Source organism: Pseudomonas sp. NFX183 (assembly GCF_047943075.1).
Classification (GTDB): Bacteria; Pseudomonadota; Gammaproteobacteria; order Pseudomonadales; family Pseudomonadaceae; genus Aquipseudomonas.
Genome location: NZ_CP181333.1, coordinates 3,516,443 through 3,530,533 on the forward strand (window position 1 = coordinate 3,516,443; position 14,091 = coordinate 3,530,533).

The window sequence follows — 14,091 nt, forward strand, 5'->3', positions numbered from 1 at the left end:
ATCCGCATGCATCGAGGCTTTGCGCATTCGCCGTGAAGCGTTGCGCATTCAAAGGTATGCTGGGCACCTGAAATTGACCTGCCAAACGGAGTGCCCGCGTGTTCGCCTTAGACCAACGCCTGCAACAAGACACACTGGCTATTGGGGACTTCCCGCTCTGCCGCCTGCTGCTGTCCAATGACTCGAATTACCCGTGGTTCATCCTGGTGCCGCGCATTGACGGTATCAGTGAAGTGTTTCAGCTGGATGTCGCCGATCAGCAAACCTTGTGGCAGGAAACAACCGCCCTGGCGGCGTTGTTGAACGAAGGGTGGGCAGCCGACAAGATGAACATTGGTGCGCTGGGTAACGTGGTCAGCCAGTTGCACGTGCACGTGATCGTGCGCAAGCGTGATGATGTCGCCTGGCCTGCACCGGTCTGGGGCAAGCATCCGGCCCGGCCGTACACCGAAGAGCAAGTAACGGCGATACGCGCCCGCCTGCGCGCTTTATTGCCTGCCGGCTTCATCTTTAGCCAGGACTGAATTATGGATCTGCAAGAACGCGTCACCGACCTGGAAAGCCGCCTGGCCTTTCAGGACGACACCATCGAGACCCTCAATGACATTCTGGTCACCCAGCAGCGGGCGGTAGAGCGCCTGCAGCTGCAGATGACGGCGCTGCTCAAGCGTCAGGAAGAAATGGGTGGCCAGTTCGAGTCATCCGAAGAAGAAGCGCCGCCGCCACATTATTAATGCGCGCCATAAAAAAACCGCGATCCAGCAGGGCTGGATCGCGGTTTTTTTACGCCGAGAAAAGTATCAGCGACGCGGCAATGCCGCGATCACGTCTTCGGCTTGCAGGCCTTTGTCACGGTTCATGACGGAGAACTCCACGCGCTGGCCTTCGACCAGAACGCGGTGGCCTTCGCCACGGATGGCCCGGAAGTGGACGAAGATATCGTCGCCCGAATCGCGGGAAATAAAGCCGAAGCCTTTGGAGGTGTTGAACCACTTCACGGTACCGGTATCCCGGTTGGTCATGTCGTAGTTTTGCGTCGCGGCCGCTGGGGACGAACGGTAGAAGCTGATGGCCAGGTGAAGAACGATAGCGACCACAGCAATCACCAGGCTGAGCAGGATAGCCGGGTGGCCGCCGACTTCAGGCATAGGTGCCAGGAGGGTGAGGGTTTGAACGACAACGGTCAGTACCAGCAGCGCGCTGACCAGGTTTTGCAGTTGATGACGTGTGCCTTTGTTCCAGTACGGGATCACCGGTGCCAGCGTCAGGTTAAGAAGGCCGAACAAGGCCAGGTACAGAGCGTCGTGTTGTTCCAGGTAGGGAGGGCTTCCCTGTTGCAAGCTCGGTATAAAGGACAGCAGCAACGCTGCAACGCCCGTTAGCAGGTGGACGATTTTCAACATTTTGATTAACTCACGTTAAGAAGGATCACAAGGAAGAGCTGACGGGCACGGTTCGCTTCTGAACAATGGGAGGCGTTGGGCACGTGCACGGGTATCAGCCTATGTGGTGTGCCGCGCAAATTAACGGCAACCACACGCCGTCTATTTAACAGCAAAGGCTGTGCCTACTCAAATCAAGCATTTCGGGGTGTTGCAGGCGCGATGGCATTTCTGCTTCAAACACTTGTCCTAGACAGGTGCGGACTTTTTCGGCGGCATTTTGGGCGTTTTCCTACTTGAGGCTGAGGCCTGCGCGCCGCCGATTGAACCAGGACTGCTGGGTGAGCAAGCCTGTCATGCAGAGGGGCGATTTGCCGCACGCCAGTTGCGTGTGTCGGGCTGCACACGGCCTGCACTCTTGCTAGAGTGGTCCTGCACCTGATCAATGAATGCTCGTCAATTGAAGGGGAAAAACATGGCAATCGATATTGGTATCAGTGAAGAAGATCGTAAATCCATCGTCGATGGGCTTTCACGGCTGCTGTCCGATACCTATGTACTGTATTTGAAGACCCACAACTTCCATTGGAACGTCACCGGCCCCATGTTTCGTACGCTGCACTTGATGTTTGAAGAGCAGTACAACGAACTCGCGCTGGCGGTGGACTCCATTGCCGAGCGTATCCGTGCCCTGGGCTTTCCGGCGCCGGGTGCCTATTCGATCTACGCCCGTCTGTCTTCGATCAAGGAAGAAGAGGGTGTGCCCAGCGCAGAAGAGATGATCAAGCAATTGGTGGCGGGCCAGGAAGCTGTGACCCGCACCGCGCGCGGTATCTTCCCGTTGCTCGATAAGGTCAGCGATGAGCCGACCGCCGATCTGCTGACCCAGCGTATGCAGGTTCACGAAAAAACGGCGTGGATGCTGCGTTCCCTGCTCGAAAACCAGTAACGCTCCAGCCCCAAAAGCAAACCGAGTGGTGCCGTCCTGGCGCCGCTCGCTTGTTTCTCTGCGCTTCCTGGCGTTGTCCTACGACTATCGACTCCGCGTCTTCTGGCTGCCCCGCACGTCCTGCTGTTTTATAGGGCCACTGTCCGATGGGAGAAACCCATGGGCTGCTGTTTGGCAATGGAGTGTCAGGTGTATGTCACGCGGAGTGGGTAGTGGAGTGATGGAAACCTGTGGTTTTCATAAGATAAAAGTCGATCCTTTTGCTAAAGGGTTCGATATGGGACTGGCCAAGCCATTGTCCCGGTCGGTCAGACTCAACGGGTTTTCCACGTGCCTGCGGCTCGAGCAGATCTATTGGAATATCCTCACGGAGATAGCCAGGCTCAATGCCTGCTCAGTCAGCGCATTGCTGTCTTATGTCGATCGGGAAGTGCATTTGCGTTACGGAGGAGTGAAGAACTTCAGTGGCTTGGTCAGGGTGGTGTGCGTGGTTCACGTATTAAAAGGCAGTACGGCGTCGCACCACCCTGACTAGTCAGGTGGCACCGGGCCGGCCCGCTGCCCGGGCGGGCAAGGCCTGGGGCAGAAAGCCGGCTGCGCTGCTTCGATTTACCAGATATAATCCCGCGCTTTGCTGCGCGTGCCGGGTCTTTACCCACAGGGCGGGTGCAGCGCAGTAATGATCTGATCGCCGAGACATCTCCATGCCCATGTACGATTATCAATGTGCTTCCTGTGGTCATCAGTTGGAAGCCATTCAGAAAATCAGCGCAGCGCCGCTGGTCGATTGCCCTGCCTGCCAGGCACCTGAGCTGAAGAAGATGTTGTCCATGCCGGGCTTTCGCCTGAGCGGCGGTGGCTGGTACGAGACCGACTTCAAGACCGGCGCCAAGAAGAATCTGGCGGGCGGCGACAAAGCAGACTGAGTTGAACTCTACGCGCAGGCTCCTGCATTATCCGTCCCCTGCTTAACTGTACGGTGACGAGGCGAGCCTCCACCGAAATTCGAATTACGAGAAGTGAAACCACTATCATGATGCGCAGCCACTATTGCGGCCAACTGAACGAGACCCTGGATGGTCAGGAAATCACCCTGTGCGGATGGGTTCACCGTCGCCGTGACCACGGCGGGGTGATCTTCCTCGATATCCGTGATCGTGATGGTCTGGCCCAGGTGGTGTTCGATCCGGACCGCGCTGAAAGCTTCGCCGCCGCCGACCGCGTGCGCAGCGAATACGTTGTGAAAATTACCGGCAAGGTTCGCCTGCGTCCGGCCGGTGCCGTGAACGCGAACATGGCGTCCGGCGCGATTGAAGTGCTGGGTTACGAGCTGGAAGTGCTGAACGAGTCGGAAACCCCGCCGTTCCCGCTCAACGAATACTCCGACGTCGGCGAAGAAACTCGCCTGCGCTACCGCTTCCTGGACCTGCGTCGTCCGGAAATGGCCGAGAAGCTGCGCCTGCGTTCGCGCATGACCACCAGCATCCGCCGCTTCCTCGACGAAAACGGCTTTCTCGACGTCGAAACGCCGATCCTCACCCGGGCCACCCCGGAAGGCGCGCGTGACTACCTGGTGCCGAGCCGTACCCACGCCGGTTCCTTCTTCGCCTTGCCGCAATCGCCGCAACTGTTCAAGCAGCTGCTGATGGTGGCCGGCTTCGACCGTTACTACCAGATCGCCAAGTGCTTCCGCGACGAAGACCTGCGCGCCGACCGCCAGCCGGAATTCACCCAGATCGACATCGAGACCAGCTTCCTCGATGAAAAAGAGATCATGGGCCTGACCGAACAAATGATCCGCAACCTGTTCAAGGAAGTGCTGGACCTGGAATTCGGCGAGTTCCCGCATATGACCTTCGAAGAAGCCATGCGCCGCTACGGTTCCGACAAGCCAGACCTGCGTATCCCGCTGGAACTGGTGGACGTGGCCGACCAGCTCAAGGAAGTCGACTTCAAGGTGTTCAGCGGCCCGGCCAACGACCCTAAATGCCGCATCGCCGCCCTGCGCGTGCCTGGCGGCGCGAGCATGCCGCGCAAGCAGATCGACGACTACACCAAGTTCGTCGGCATCTACGGTGCCAAGGGCCTGGCGTACATCAAGGTCAATGAGCGCGCCAATGGCGTTGACGGCCTGCAATCGCCGATCGTGAAGAACATTCCGCTGGACAACCTGAACGCGATCCTCGATCGCGTCGGTGCGGTTGACGGCGACATCGTGTTCTTCGGCGCCGACAAAGCCAAGATCGTCAGCGAAGCCCTGGGCGCGCTGCGGATCAAGCTGGGCCACGACCTGGACCTGCTGACCTGCAAGTGGGCACCGATGTGGGTCGTCGACTTCCCGATGTTCGAAGAGAACGACGACGGCAGCTTCAGCGCCTTGCACCACCCGTTCACTGCACCGAAGTGCTCGCCTGAAGAGTTGGAAGCCAACCCGGCAGGCGCGCTGTCGCGTGCCTACGACATGGTCTTGAACGGCACCGAACTGGGTGGCGGTTCGATCCGTATCCACCGCAAAGAGATGCAGCAAGCGGTGTTCCGCCTGTTGGGCATCAACGAAGCGGAACAGGAAGAGAAATTCGGCTTCCTGCTCGATGCCCTGAAGTACGGCGCTCCGCCGCACGGCGGCCTGGCATTCGGTCTGGACCGTCTGGTAATGCTGATGACCGGCGCCCAGTCGATCCGTGAAGTGATCGCCTTCCCGAAAACCCAGAGTGCTGCGGACGTAATGACCCAGGCTCCGGGCGTGGTGGATGCCAAGGCGCTGCGCGAGTTGCACATCCGTCTGCGCGAGACGCCAAAGGCTGAGTAAGGCTGCTGCGTGAAAGCGCACTGAGGTTTACGCAGTCTAAAAAGGCGCATCTTCGGATGCGCCTTTGCGTTACAAGGGTTGTGCTTTTAAGAGGAAAATCCTGCCTGGGGCGGGATTGATAAGGTTTCTAGAGAATTTCGGAGTTGTGTTATGGCTGGCCATTCCAAGTGGGCGAACATCAAGCACCGCAAAGAGCGTCAGGATGCCAAGAAAGGCAAGATTTTCACCAAGTGGATTCGCGAGCTGACCGTTGCTGCCCGCCAAGGCGGTGGTGACCCGGGCTCCAACCCGCGTCTGCGCCTGGCGCTGGACAAGGCTTTGGGCGCGAACATGAGCCGCGACATCATCGATCGCGCCGTGGCCCGTGGTGCCGGCGCCGCCGACACCGACGACATGGTCGAGCTGAGCTACGAAGGCTACGGCCCGGGCGGCGTGGCGGTGATGGTCGAGTGCATGACCGACAACCGCAACCGTACTGCGGCAGCCGTGCGCCATGCGTTCAGCAAATGCGGCGGCAACCTGGGCACCGACGGTTCGGTGGCCTACCTGTTCGAGCGCAAAGGGCAGATCACCTTTGCGCCGGGTACGGATGAAGACGCGCTGATGGAAGCTGCGATGGAGGCTGACGCCGACGACGTGGTGACCAACGAAGACGGCTCCATCGATGTGTTCACTTCCTTCGCCGGCTTCTATGCGGTGCGCAACGCCCTGGAAGCGGCAGGTTTCAAAGGCACCGACGCGGAAATCGTGATGCTGCCGACCACCAGCGCCGAACTGGACCTGGACGGCGCGCAGAAAGTGCTGAAGATGCTGGATATGCTGGAAGACCTGGATGACGTGCAGAACGTGTACTCGAACGCCGACATCCCGGAATCTGTAGCCGAGCAGCTCACCTGAGAACAATGAGGATCCCCTGTGGGAGCGGGCTTGCTCGCGAATGCGGTGTGTCAGTCACTTGATGCATTAACTGAATGGCCGCTTTCGCGAGCAAGCCCGCTCCCACATTGGGTCTATCTGTATCCACAAAACTGCAGGCGTTATGACTTTAATCCTAGGTATCGATCCCGGTTCGCGCATCACCGGTTTTGGCGTGGTGCAACAGACCCCGCGCGGCTGCGTCTACGTCGCCTCGGGCTGCATTCGCACCGGTGCGGGCGAGTTGGCCGAGCGCCTGCAGATTGTCTACCGCGGCGTGCGTGAAGTGATCCAGACCTACGGGCCGGTGACCATGGGCATCGAAAAAGTCTTCATGGCCAAAAATGCCGACTCCGCGCTCAAGCTTGGCCAGGCCCGTGGCGCCGCGATTGTTGCCGGTGCGGAGGAGGGCATGGAAATCGCCGAGTACACCGCCACCCAGGTCAAACAGGCCGTGGTCGGCACCGGTGCGGCCAATAAGGAGCAGGTGCAGATGATGGTCATGCACATGCTCAAGCTCACTTCAAAACCACAAATCGACGCCTCCGACGCCCTGGCCATTGCCATTTGCCATGCGCACACGCGCTCAAGCTTGCTGCCGCACGGCCTGGGCACGGCACGCAGTCGTGGCGGCCGGCTGCGTCTCTGATAGCATCAGCGCAATCGTTATTTCCGGTCAGGCCTCAATCTGACCCCAAGCTTTAAGGATCTGAACCGTGATTGGACGCTTGCGCGGCACCCTGGCTGAGAAACAGCCGCCGCACCTGATTCTGGATGTCAATGGGTTGGGGTATGAGCTGGAAGTGCCCATGACCACCCTGTATCGCCTACCGTCGGTCGGCGAGCCGCTGACCCTGCACACTCATCTGGTGGTACGGGAAGACGCGCAACTGCTCTACGGTTTCATTGGCAAGCGCGACCGCGACTTTTTCCGCGAGCTGATCCGCTTGAATGGCGTGGGGCCAAAGCTCGCGCTGGCGTTGATGTCGAGCCTGGAAGTCGATGAGCTGGTGCGCGCGGTCTCGGCCCAGGACACTTCGGCGTTGACCAAAGTGCCGGGTGTCGGCAAGAAAACCGCTGAGCGTCTGCTGGTGGAACTCAAGGACCGCTTCAAGGCCTGGGAAGTGGTACCGAGCATGTTTGCCCTGGTGCCGAACCAGCCGGACATGCCGGCAAGCCAGGTCGCCAGCGCCGAGAGCGATGCGGTCAGTGCGTTGATCTCCCTGGGCTACAAGCCGCAGGAAGCGAGCAAAGCCGTATCGGCCATCAAGGACAAGAACCTGAGCAGCGAAGACATGATCCGCCGAGCCCTGAAGGGAATGATTTAAGTGATTGAAGCTGATCGTCTGATCGCGGCCACTGGCCCGCGCGACCGTGAAGAAGTCCAGGACCGGGCCATCCGCCCGCTGAGCCTGGCTGAATACATCGGCCAACCCACCGTACGCGAGCAAATGGAGTTGTTTATCCAGGCCGCGCGCGGGCGCAGCGAGTCCCTGGACCACACCTTGATCTTCGGCCCGCCGGGGCTGGGTAAAACCACGCTGGCGAACATCATCGCCCAGGAAATGGGCGTGTCGATCAAGTCCACCTCCGGCCCGGTGCTGGAGCGTCCGGGTGATCTGGCGGCCTTGCTGACCAACCTTGAGCCGCACGATGTGCTGTTTATCGACGAGATTCACCGGTTGTCGCCCATCGTCGAAGAAGTGCTGTACCCGGCCATGGAAGATTTTCAGCTCGACATCATGATCGGCGAGGGCCCGGCGGCCCGCTCGATCAAACTCGACCTGCCGCCGTTCACCCTGGTGGGCGCGACCACCCGCGCGGGCATGCTGACCAACCCGCTGCGAGACCGTTTCGGGATTGTTCAACGTCTAGAGTTCTATAGCACCGCAGACCTGGCGACGATTGTCAGCCGTTCGGCGAGCATCCTGGGCTTGCCGCTCGACCCGGAAGGCGCGTTTGAAATCGCCCGTCGAGCGCGAGGCACGCCGCGGATCGCCAACCGTTTGCTGCGACGTGTGCGCGATTTTGCTGAAGTGCGCGCCAAGGGGCATATCACCAAGGCCGTGGCCGATTTGGCGTTGAACCTGCTGGATGTGGACGAACATGGCTTCGATCACCAGGATCGACGTCTACTCTTGACCATGATCGAGAAGTTCGACGGCGGCCCGGTGGGTGTGGACAGCCTGGCGGCGGCGATCAGCGAGGAGCGTCATACCATTGAGGATGTGCTGGAACCGTACCTGATCCAGCAGGGTTACATCATGCGCACGCCAAGGGGGCGGGTGGTGACGCGTCATGCTTATCTGCACTTCGGGTTAAACATTCCGTCACGATTGGGCGAGATGCCTGTAGTAGACGAATTCCTGGATGCAGTGGACGATTAAAAAGCTCACGTCAGTCGATTTATCTGAGGTTTGTGCTGTCCTAGTGGCTGGTAGCGTCATTCAGTTGCTGCAAATGTTTCAGAGAATGAAAAAACAGTTGCCCAGCCGGATTGGCAACCTGAGGAGTAAGCACTAGAGTATGCGCGCGCAAAACGGGGATCAGTCGTTCGCACATCGCTGTCGCGTTTATTACGAGGACACCGATGCCGGCGGCATCGTTTATTACGTCAACTACCTCAAGTTCATGGAGCGGGCTCGAACCGAGCGGCTACGGGAGCTGGGCTTTGCCCAATCCCAGCTGGCAGGGGAGGACCTGTTATTTGTCGTGCATTCCAGCGAGGCGCGTTACCACGCACCGGCGCGATTGGACGACGAGTTACTGGTCAGCGCTGAAGTAATCGAATTGAACCGTGTCAGCCTGCGCTTTAAACAGCAGGTCAGGCGGGCAACGGATGCAACGCTGCTCTGTGAGGGGCAGTTCCTGGTGGCCTGTGTGCGCACCAATAGTTTGAAACCCCGGGCCATTCCCGAAGCTCTACGTGCGGCCTTTGCCGGCGTAAGCGGCGCGGGTAAACAATCAAAGCAGGAGATTTAGCGTGGAACCTACCGTCGTCGACCATTCCTCCATGTGGAGCCTGGTCAGCAATGCCAGTGTCGTGGTTCAACTGGTGATGCTGGTCCTGGTAGCCGCATCGGTTACCTCTTGGGTCATGATTTTTCAGCGCAGCAATTTGCTGCGTGCCGGTCGACGTGCCCTGGAGAGCTTCGAAGAGCGCTTCTGGTCGGGTATCGACCTGTCCAAGCTGTACCGTCAGGCCGGCAGCAATCCGGACCCGGATTCGGGCGTCGAGCAGATCTTCCGCGCCGGCTTCAAGGAATTCTCTCGCCTGCGCCAGCAACCGGGCGTTGACCCGGAAGCGGTCATGGAAGGCGTGGCCCGTGCCATGCGCGTCGCGATTTCCCGTGAAGAAGAGAAGCTGGAGCAGAGCCTGCCGTTTCTCGCCACCGTCGGTTCCGTGAGCCCGTACATCGGCCTGTTCGGTACAGTGTGGGGCATCATGAACTCCTTCCGTGGCCTGGCTCAGGCCCAGCAAGCGACCCTGGCCACCGTGGCCCCGGGTATCGCCGAAGCCCTGATCGCCACCGCGATTGGCTTGTTCGCTGCTATCCCCGCAGTAATTGCCTACAACCGTTTTGCCGCGCGCGGCGAGACCTTGATCAGCCGTTACTACACCTTCGCCGATGAATTCCAGGCGATCCTGCACCGTAAAGTGCACACCAGCGAAGAATAAGCAGGTAATTCCCAATGGCTTTAATCGCTCGAGCTCGCAAAAAGCGCAAGCCGGTCGCCGAGATGAACGTAGTGCCTTACATCGACGTGATGTTGGTGCTGCTGGTCATCTTCATGGTGACCGCGCCGATGCTCAATCAGGGCGTGAAGGTTGATCTGCCCAAGGTTTCCAGCGAAGCCTTGCCGCAAGACAACAACACTCAGGTCCTGACCATTTCGATCAAGGCTGACAAGACCTATTACTGGAACCTTGGCAGCGAAGTCGATACCCAGAAACAGCAGGACAAGGCCATGACCTTGCCGCAGATGACCGATGCCGTGACCAAGATCATCCGGGCCGGCAACGAAGGCGGCAAGCACACCCAGGTGTTCATTCGCGGCGATAAAGTGGTCGACTATGGTTCCGTCATGGGCGCCATGGGTGGGCTGCAGAAGGCCGGCGTGGGTAACGTTGGCTTGATTACCGAGGCGCCCTGATGCAGCAACAGCGAGAGCCGTCCGCCTCGGAAAGCTACTTCTGGCCTAGCGTCTGGGCAATTGCCCTGCACGTCCTGGTGTTTGGCATGCTGTTCGTCAGCTTTGCCATGACCCCTGACCTGCCGCCAGCCAAGCCGATCGTGCAGGCGACCCTGTATCAGCTGAAATCGAAAAGTCAGGCCACCACCCAGACCAATCAGAAGATTGCGGGTGAGGCCCAGAAGTCGGCTGCGCGCCAGACTGAAGTCGAACAGATGGAACAGAAGAAGGTCGAGCAGGAAGCGGTGAAGGCTGCTGCGGAACAAAAGAAAGAAGAGGCGGCTCAAAAGGCCGAGGAATCGAAAAAGGCTGACGAAGCCAAGAAAGCTGACGAGGCGAAAAAGGCTGATGAAGCCAAGAAAGCCGACAAAGCTGCCGAAGCTAAAAAAGCCGAAGAGAAACAATTGGCTGATATAGCTAAGAAGAAGTCTGAAGAAGAAGCCAAAAAAGCTGCTGAAGAAGAGGCCAAGAAAAAGGCCGCTGAAGAAGCCAAGAAAAAGATAGTCGAAGACGCGAAGAAGAAAGCCGCCGAAGACGCCAAGAAAAAAGCTGAAGCAGACGAGGCGAAGAAGAAAGTCGCCGACGACGCGAAGAAGAAAGCTGCCGCCGACGCCAGCAAGAAAAAGGCCCAGGAAGCAGCACGTAAATCCGCCGAAGAGAAAAAGGCCCAGGCCTTGGCAGATTTGCTTTCCGACACGCCGCAGCGTCAGCAAGCCTTGGCCGATGAACGTGGTGATGAAGTCGCGGGCAGTTTCGACGACCTGATTCGGGCACGAGCAGCGGAAGGCTGGACACGTCCACCTTCAGCACGCAAAGGCATGACAGTAGTGCTGCAGATCGGCATGTTGCCGGACGGTACGGTGACTTCGGTCAGCGTGGCCAAGTCCAGTGGTGACGGTTCGTTCGACAGTTCGGCGGTTGCCGCGGTCAAGAACATTGGCCGGTTGACCGAGATGCAGGGAATGAAACCAAGCGACTTCGCTCCCTATCGTTCATTCAAGATGACATTCACACCTGAGGATCTAGCCTTGTGAGAAACCTTCTTCGAGGAATGCTTGTCGTTATTTGCTGTATGGCAGGGATAGCGGCGGCGGATGAAAAGAACATTCTGGTTACCAGCGGTAGCGATCGGGCCACCCCGATTGCCGTAGTACCGTTCGGCTGGCAGGGCGGCAGCGTGCTGCCGGACGACATGGCCCAGATCGTCAGTGACGACCTGCGCAACTCCGGTTACTACGCGCCGATTCCGAAAGGCAACATGATCAGCCAGCCTAACCAGGCCAGCGAAGTTGTGTTCCGTGACTGGAAGGCAGTGGGCGCCCAGTACCTGATGGTCGGCAACATCACGCCGGCCGGCGGTCGCCTGCAGATCCAGTACACGTTGTTCAACGTGGCCACCGAGCAGCAGGTCTTGACCGGCAGCGTTTCGGGCACCGCCGAACAACTGCGGGACATGGCGCACTACATCTCCGACCAGTCGTTTGAAAAGCTCACCGGTATCAAAGGTGCTTTCTCGACGCGTCTGCTGTATGTAACGGCTGAGCGTTTCTCTGTAGACAACACTCGTTACACGTTGCAGCGTTCGGACTACGACGGTGCACGCGCTGTGACCTTGCTGCAATCGCGTGAGCCAATCCTGTCGCCGCGCTTTGCGCCGGACGGCAAGCGTATTGCCTACGTATCGTTCGAGCAGCGTCGTCCACGCATCTTCGTTCAGCACATCGATACCGGTCGTCGCGAGCAGATCACCAACTTCGAAGGCCTCAACGGTGCGCCAGCCTGGTCGCCGGATGGTTCGCGCCTGGCGTTCGTACTGTCCAAAGACGGCAACCCTGATATCTACGTGATGAACATGGCTTCGCGCCAGATCAGCCGTGTTACCAGCGGCCCGGGCATCAACACCGAACCGTTCTGGGGTAAGGATGGTTCGACCATCTACTTCACCTCCGACCGTGGCGGCAAGCCTCAAATCTACAAAACAAGCGTAGGTGGCGGTGGCGCAGAACGCGTGACCTTTATTGGTAACTACAATGCCAACCCTAAGCTTTCGGCTGATGAAAAGACGTTGGTGATGATTCACCGTCAGGATGGTTTCACTAATTTCCGGGTTGCGGCCCAGGATTTGCAGCGCGGAACCGTAAAAATCCTCACAGATACCAACCTTGATGAGTCAGCTACTGTTGCGCCCAACGGCACCATGGTAATCTACGCCACCCGCCAGCAGGGCCGGGGAGTCTTGATGCTCGTGTCCATTAATGGACGCGTAAGGCTCCCGCTTCCTACCGCTCAAGGCGAAGTCAGAGAACCGTCCTGGTCCCCTTACCTGAACTGACGCGGCGCTACAAAAAGAAGTACTTAACACACTGGGGTTCATTAGGAGTTTCACGATGGAAATGCTGAAGTTTGGTAAGTTTGCTGCTCTGGCTCTGGCTCTGTCCGTAGCCGTTGGTTGCTCGTCTAAAGGCGGCGACAATGCCGGTGAAGGCGCAGCTGTTGATCCAAACGCTGGTTACGGCGCTAACACTGGTGCAGTTGACGGCTCCCTGAGCGAAGAAGCTGCTCTGCGCGCTATCACCACTTTCTACTTCGAATACGACAGTTCGGACCTGAAGCCAGAAGCCATGCGCGCTCTGGACGTTCACGCGAAGGACCTGAAAGCTAACGGCGCTCGCGTTGTTCTGGAAGGTAACACTGACGAACGTGGTACTCGTGAGTACAACATGGCACTGGGCGAGCGTCGTGCGAAAGCCGTTCAGCGCTACCTGGTACTGCAAGGTGTTGCTCCAGGCCAACTGGAACTGGTTTCCTACGGTAAAGAGCGTCCAGTTGCTACTGGCCACGACGAGCAGTCCTGGGCTCAAAACCGTCGCGTCGAACTGCGTAAGTAATTCGTCATGCGAACGTGCCGTCGTGCTCTAACTGTATTGGCTCTCAGCCTCGCACCGCTTGCGGTGTGGGCTGCGGTTCCTGTGGAAGATAGCAACTCTGGCTATAACAATAGCGGGAGCAGTTATCCGCCAGCGGGTTATGGCACGAACGGCGCCTATGCTGGGGGAGCGGCTACGTCCGCTCCCTCGGCACAGGGCGAACTGTTCAACCAGCTGCAACGCATGCAGGATCAATTGTCGCAGCAACAAGGCACGATTGAAGTTCTGCAGAATCAAGTGAACCAGCTCAAGCAAGAAGGCCTGGAGCGTTACCAGGATCTTGACCGACGCATTGGAGCCGGCGTTACACCTGCCGCCACTCCTGATAATTCTTCTGCCGGTGGCGCACCAAGCGCCGCCGGTGGTGCAGCAGCAGGGGCCGCGGCGGCAAGCCAAGCCCCTGCTGCCAGCAGTGAACCGGGTGATCCGGCGAAGGAAAAGCTGTATTACGATGCAGCCTTCGACCTGATCAAAGCCAAGGATTTCGATAAGGCCAGCCAGGCCTTTACCGCATTCCTGCGCAAATACCCGAACAGCCAATACGCGGGCAATGCCCAGTACTGGTTGGGCGAGGTCAACTTGGCCAAGGGTGATTTGCAAGGTGCAGGCCAGGCTTTTGCCAAGGTCAGCCAGCTTTACCCAAAGCACGCCAAGGTGCCTGATTCGCTGTACAAACTCGCTGACGTAGAACGCCGCCTGGGTCACACCGACAAGGTCAAAGGCATTCTGCAGCAGGTGGTTGCCCAGTATCCGGGTACCTCCGCTGCCCAGTTGGCCCAGCGGGACCTGCAGCGTTTGTAAGCGATGCTTCCCGTTTAGAAGAAACCCGCGCCTGGCGCGGGTTTTTTCGTTAGAATCCACGCCCTTTTATGAAACACGCTTCCTGGGGTTTACGCGTTTGCGCAATTCCTTGAA

18 protein-coding genes are annotated in these 14,091 nt (G+C 58.6%); 17 read left to right on the plus strand and 1 reads right to left on the minus strand.

The genetic code is table 11. The annotated features are described in order from the left end of the window. The first annotated feature begins 98 nt into the window (after positions 1 to 98). Both ACM530_RS16325 and ACM530_RS16330 read left to right on the plus strand, forming a co-directional pair. Positions 99 to 524, plus strand: a complete 426-nt coding sequence (locus tag ACM530_RS16325; protein ID WP_416362684.1) for an HIT domain-containing protein — start codon at positions 99 to 101, stop codon at positions 522 to 524. Positions 525 to 527: 3 nt separating this feature from the next. Continuing rightward, complete coding sequence (locus tag ACM530_RS16330; RefSeq protein WP_005790924.1) at positions 528 to 734, plus strand: SlyX family protein; 207 nt, start codon at positions 528 to 530, stop codon at positions 732 to 734. A 66-nt stretch (positions 735 to 800) separates the two neighbouring features. Here ACM530_RS16330 and ACM530_RS16335 read toward each other — a convergent pair whose 3' ends face one another. After that, on the minus strand, positions 801 to 1,403 hold the full coding sequence (locus ACM530_RS16335) for a cold-shock protein (RefSeq protein ID WP_106578384.1): 603 nt from the start codon (positions 1,401 to 1,403) through the stop codon (positions 801 to 803). A gap of 454 nt (positions 1,404 to 1,857) precedes the next feature. Between ACM530_RS16335 and ACM530_RS16340 the strand changes: the two genes are divergently transcribed. The 15 genes from ACM530_RS16340 (at position 1,858) to ybgF (ending at position 13,977) form a co-directional block, all read left to right on the plus strand. Next, entirely contained in the window at positions 1,858 to 2,331 is a 474-nt protein-coding gene (locus tag ACM530_RS16340; protein ID WP_003193874.1) for a Dps family protein, read from the plus strand. 193 nt (positions 2,332 to 2,524) lie between these two features. Then, the gene (locus ACM530_RS16345) at positions 2,525 to 2,866 is read left to right on the plus strand and encodes a ribbon-helix-helix domain-containing protein (RefSeq protein WP_145165355.1); all 342 of its coding nucleotides are present in this window, start codon (positions 2,525 to 2,527) and stop codon (positions 2,864 to 2,866) included. A 169-nt stretch (positions 2,867 to 3,035) separates the two neighbouring features. Further along, positions 3,036 to 3,257, plus strand: a complete 222-nt coding sequence (locus ACM530_RS16350) for an FmdB family zinc ribbon protein (protein ID WP_017139808.1) — start codon at positions 3,036 to 3,038, stop codon at positions 3,255 to 3,257. A 107-nt stretch (positions 3,258 to 3,364) separates the two neighbouring features. Beyond that, a complete protein-coding gene (gene aspS / locus ACM530_RS16355; RefSeq protein WP_056858570.1) occupies positions 3,365 to 5,140 on the plus strand; it encodes an aspartate--tRNA ligase in 1,776 nt (591 codons plus the stop codon). A 150-nt stretch (positions 5,141 to 5,290) separates the two neighbouring features. Next, entirely contained in the window at positions 5,291 to 6,037 is a 747-nt protein-coding gene (locus tag ACM530_RS16360) for a YebC/PmpR family DNA-binding transcriptional regulator (protein ID WP_017139810.1), read from the plus strand. Positions 6,038 to 6,179: 142 nt separating this feature from the next. Beyond that, positions 6,180 to 6,704, plus strand: coding sequence for a crossover junction endodeoxyribonuclease RuvC (gene ruvC, locus ACM530_RS16365; protein ID WP_016975450.1), 525 nt, complete (start codon positions 6,180 to 6,182; stop codon positions 6,702 to 6,704). A gap of 67 nt (positions 6,705 to 6,771) precedes the next feature. Further along, positions 6,772 to 7,383 (plus strand): Holliday junction branch migration protein RuvA, encoded by a 612-nt coding sequence (ruvA, locus tag ACM530_RS16370; protein WP_034100169.1) that lies wholly within the window; start codon positions 6,772 to 6,774, stop codon positions 7,381 to 7,383. After that, positions 7,384 to 8,442 carry a Holliday junction branch migration DNA helicase RuvB gene (ruvB, locus tag ACM530_RS16375; protein ID WP_003193867.1) on the plus strand — a complete coding sequence of 353 codons (1,059 nt, stop codon included), beginning with the start codon at positions 7,384 to 7,386 and terminating at the stop codon, positions 8,440 to 8,442. A gap of 139 nt (positions 8,443 to 8,581) precedes the next feature. Further along, a complete protein-coding gene (ybgC, locus tag ACM530_RS16380) occupies positions 8,582 to 9,037 on the plus strand; it encodes a tol-pal system-associated acyl-CoA thioesterase (RefSeq protein WP_071484353.1) in 456 nt (151 codons plus the stop codon). A gap of 1 nt (position 9,038) precedes the next feature. Continuing rightward, a complete protein-coding gene (tolQ, locus tag ACM530_RS16385; RefSeq protein WP_003209819.1) occupies positions 9,039 to 9,734 on the plus strand; it encodes a protein TolQ in 696 nt (231 codons plus the stop codon). A gap of 23 nt (positions 9,735 to 9,757) precedes the next feature. Beyond that, the gene (gene tolR / locus ACM530_RS16390) at positions 9,758 to 10,210 is read left to right on the plus strand and encodes a protein TolR (RefSeq protein WP_161635741.1); all 453 of its coding nucleotides are present in this window, start codon (positions 9,758 to 9,760) and stop codon (positions 10,208 to 10,210) included. After that, positions 10,210 to 11,283: a cell envelope integrity protein TolA gene (gene tolA / locus ACM530_RS16395; protein ID WP_056858573.1), complete on the plus strand. Its 1,074-nt coding sequence runs from the start codon at positions 10,210 to 10,212 to the stop codon at positions 11,281 to 11,283. Before tolR ends, tolA begins: the two co-directional genes overlap by 1 nt. 17 nt (positions 11,284 to 11,300) lie before the next feature. Beyond that, entirely contained in the window at positions 11,301 to 12,581 is a 1,281-nt protein-coding gene (tolB, locus tag ACM530_RS16400) for a Tol-Pal system beta propeller repeat protein TolB (protein WP_152745290.1), read from the plus strand. 55 nt (positions 12,582 to 12,636) lie between these two features. Next, positions 12,637 to 13,137, plus strand: coding sequence for a peptidoglycan-associated lipoprotein Pal (gene pal, locus ACM530_RS16405; RefSeq protein ID WP_003209827.1), 501 nt, complete (start codon positions 12,637 to 12,639; stop codon positions 13,135 to 13,137). A 6-nt stretch (positions 13,138 to 13,143) separates the two neighbouring features. Next, a complete protein-coding gene (gene ybgF / locus ACM530_RS16410) occupies positions 13,144 to 13,977 on the plus strand; it encodes a tol-pal system protein YbgF (RefSeq protein WP_119736970.1) in 834 nt (277 codons plus the stop codon). The last annotated feature ends 114 nt before the right edge of the window (positions 13,978 to 14,091 follow it).

Coding starts and splice junctions, on each gene's coding strand:
- ACM530_RS16330 (WP_005790924.1), top strand. CDS start 528: ATGGATCTGCAAGAACGCGTCACCGACCTGGAAAGCCGCCTGGCCTTT.
- ACM530_RS16335 (WP_106578384.1), bottom strand. CDS start 1,403: ATGTTGAAAATCGTCCACCTGCTAACGGGCGTTGCAGCGTTGCTGCTG.
- ACM530_RS16340 (WP_003193874.1), top strand. CDS start 1,858: ATGGCAATCGATATTGGTATCAGTGAAGAAGATCGTAAATCCATCGTC.
- ACM530_RS16345 (WP_145165355.1), top strand. CDS start 2,525: ATGTCACGCGGAGTGGGTAGTGGAGTGATGGAAACCTGTGGTTTTCAT.
- ACM530_RS16350 (WP_017139808.1), top strand. CDS start 3,036: ATGCCCATGTACGATTATCAATGTGCTTCCTGTGGTCATCAGTTGGAA.
- aspS (WP_056858570.1), top strand. CDS start 3,365: ATGATGCGCAGCCACTATTGCGGCCAACTGAACGAGACCCTGGATGGT.
- ACM530_RS16360 (WP_017139810.1), top strand. CDS start 5,291: ATGGCTGGCCATTCCAAGTGGGCGAACATCAAGCACCGCAAAGAGCGT.
- ruvC (WP_016975450.1), top strand. CDS start 6,180: ATGACTTTAATCCTAGGTATCGATCCCGGTTCGCGCATCACCGGTTTT.
- ybgC (WP_071484353.1), top strand. CDS start 8,582: ATGCGCGCGCAAAACGGGGATCAGTCGTTCGCACATCGCTGTCGCGTT.
- tolA (WP_056858573.1), top strand. CDS start 10,210: ATGCAGCAACAGCGAGAGCCGTCCGCCTCGGAAAGCTACTTCTGGCCT.
- tolB (WP_152745290.1), top strand. CDS start 11,301: ATGCTTGTCGTTATTTGCTGTATGGCAGGGATAGCGGCGGCGGATGAA.
- pal (WP_003209827.1), top strand. CDS start 12,637: ATGGAAATGCTGAAGTTTGGTAAGTTTGCTGCTCTGGCTCTGGCTCTG.
- ybgF (WP_119736970.1), top strand. CDS start 13,144: ATGCGAACGTGCCGTCGTGCTCTAACTGTATTGGCTCTCAGCCTCGCA.